Source organism: Streptomyces sp. NPDC057438, from assembly GCF_042802995.1.
Classification (GTDB): Bacteria; Actinomycetota; Actinomycetes; order Streptomycetales; family Streptomycetaceae; genus Streptomyces.
In genome coordinates this window covers 2,573-5,252 of the sequence record NZ_JBHVDD010000175.1, presented here as the reverse complement: position 1 = coordinate 5,252, position 2,680 = coordinate 2,573, and the positions used below count along the sequence as shown (strand labels likewise).

General features: G+C 57.1%; 2 rRNA genes (1 of these 2 only partly in view). Both read right to left on the bottom strand.

Going from position 1 to position 2,680, the window contains the following annotated elements:
* Positions 1 to 117: ribosomal RNA gene (gene rrf, locus ACFU5F_RS41985) — 5S ribosomal RNA — on the bottom strand.
* Positions 118 to 208: 91 nt separating this feature from the next.
* A 23S ribosomal RNA gene (locus ACFU5F_RS41980) occupies positions 209 to 2,680 on the bottom strand; it runs 728 nt beyond the window's last position.

The following is a 2,680-nucleotide window of genomic DNA, read 5'->3' as shown; positions in this document are numbered from 1 at the left end:
GTTCGGCGGCGTCCTACTCTCCCACAGGGTCCCCCCTGCAGTACCATCGGCGCTGTAAGGCTTAGCTTCCGGGTTCGGAATGTAACCGGGCGTTTCCCTCACGCTATGACCACCGAAACACTATGAAACACTCAACCGCACCACACCCGTGACCCTGGATGCGGGGTTGTTCGTGGTTTCAGAACCAACACAGTGGACGCGAGCAACTGAGGACAAGCCCTCGGCCTATTAGTACCAGTCAACTCCACCCGTTACCAGGCTTCCATATCTGGCCTATCAACCCAGTCGTCTACTGGGAGCCTTACCCCATCAAGTGGGTGGGAATACTCATCTCGAAGCAGGCTTCCCGCTTAGATGCTTTCAGCGGTTATCCCTCCCGAACGTAGCCAACCAGCCATGCCCTTGGCAGAACAACTGGCACACCAGAGGTTCGTCCGTCCCGGTCCTCTCGTACTAGGGACAGCCCTTCTCAATATTCCTGCGCGCGCAGCGGATAGGGACCGAACTGTCTCACGACGTTCTAAACCCAGCTCGCGTACCGCTTTAATGGGCGAACAGCCCAACCCTTGGGACCGACTCCAGCCCCAGGATGCGACGAGCCGACATCGAGGTGCCAAACCATCCCGTCGATATGGACTCTTGGGGAAGATCAGCCTGTTATCCCCGGGGTACCTTTTATCCGTTGAGCGACGGCGCTTCCACAAGCCACCGCCGGATCACTAGTCCCGACTTTCGTCCCTGCTCGACCCGTCGGTCTCACAGTCAAGCTCCCTTGTGCACTTACACTCACCACCTGATTGCCAACCAGGCTGAGGGAACCTTTGGGCGCCTCCGTTACCCTTTGGGAGGCAACCGCCCCAGTTAAACTACCCATCAGACACTGTCCCCGATCCGGATCACGGACCCGGGTTAGACATCCAGCACGACCAGACTGGTATTTCAACGACGACTCCACCCGAACTGGCGTCCGAGCTTCACAGTCTCCCAGCTATCCTACACAAGCCGAACCGAACACCAATATCAAACTGTAGTAAAGGTCCCGGGGTCTTTCCGTCCTGCTGCGCGAAACGAGCATCTTTACTCGTAGTGCAATTTCACCGGGCCTATGGTTGAGACAGTCGAGAAGTCGTTACGCCATTCGTGCAGGTCGGAACTTACCCGACAAGGAATTTCGCTACCTTAGGATGGTTATAGTTACCACCGCCGTTTACTGGCGCTTAAGTTCTCAGCTTCGCCACCCCGAAGAGTGACTAACCGGTCCCCTTAACGTTCCAGCACCGGGCAGGCGTCAGTCCGTATACATCGCCTTACGGCTTCGCACGGACCTGTGTTTTTAGTAAACAGTCGCTTCTCGCTGGTCTCTGCGGCCACCCCCAGCTCACCGAGTAAATCGGATCACCAGTGATGGCCCCCCTTCTCCCGAAGTTACGGGGGCATTTTGCCGAGTTCCTTAACCATAGTTCACCCGAACGCCTCGGTATTCTCTACCTGACCACCTGAGTCGGTTTAGGGTACGGGCCGCCATGAAACTCGCTAGAGGCTTTTCTCGACAGCATAGGATCATCCACTTCACCACAATCGGCTCGGCATCAGGTCTCAGCCTCATGTACGACGGATTTACCTATCGCACGGCCTACACCCTTACCCCGGGACAACCACCGCCCGGGATGGACTACCTTCCTGCGTCACCCCATCACTCACCTACTGCAAGTCTGGTTCGTCGGCTCCACCACTCCCCTTCACCCGAAGGATCCGGGGCGGCTTCACGGACTTAGCATCGCCTGGTTCGATGTTTGACGCTTCACAGCGGGTACCGGAATATCAACCGGTTATCCATCGACTACGCCTGTCGGCCTCGCCTTAGGTCCCGACTTACCCTGGGCAGATCAGCTTGACCCAGGAACCCTTGGTCAATCGGCGCAAACGTTTCTCACGTTTGTATCGCTACTCATGCCTGCATTCTCACTCGTGAACCGTCCACCACTGCCTTCCGGCGCGGCTTCACCCGGCACACGACGCTCCCCTACCCATCCCAGCAGGCGTTGGCCCTATATACTGGAATGACACGACTTCGGCGGTACGCTTGAGCCCCGCTACATTGTCGGCGCGGAATCACTAGACCAGTGAGCTATTACGCACTCTTTCAAGGGTGGCTGCTTCTAAGCCAACCTCCTGGTTGTCTCTGCGACTCCACATCCTTTCCCACTTAGCGTACGCTTAGGGGCCTTAGTCGATGCTCTGGGCTGTTTCCCTCTCGACCATGGAGCTTATCCCCCACAGTCTCACTGCCGCGCTCTCACTTACCGGCATTCGGAGTTTGGCTAAGGTCAGTAACCCGGTAGGGCCCATCGCCTATCCAGTGCTCTACCTCCGGCAAGAAACACACGACGCTGCACCTAAATGCATTTCGGGGAGAACCAGCTATCACGGAGTTTGATTGGCCTTTCACCCCTAACCACAGGTCATCCCCCAGGTTTTCAACCCTGGTGGGTTCGGTCCTCCACGAAGTCTTACCTCCGCTTCAACCTGCCCATGGCTAGATCACTCCGCTTCGGGTCTTGAGCGTGCTACTGAACCGCCCTGTTCGGACTCGCTTTCGCTACGGCTACCCCACCCGGGTTAACCTCGCAACACACCGCAAACTCGCAGGCTCATTCTTCAAAAGGCACGCAGTCACGAG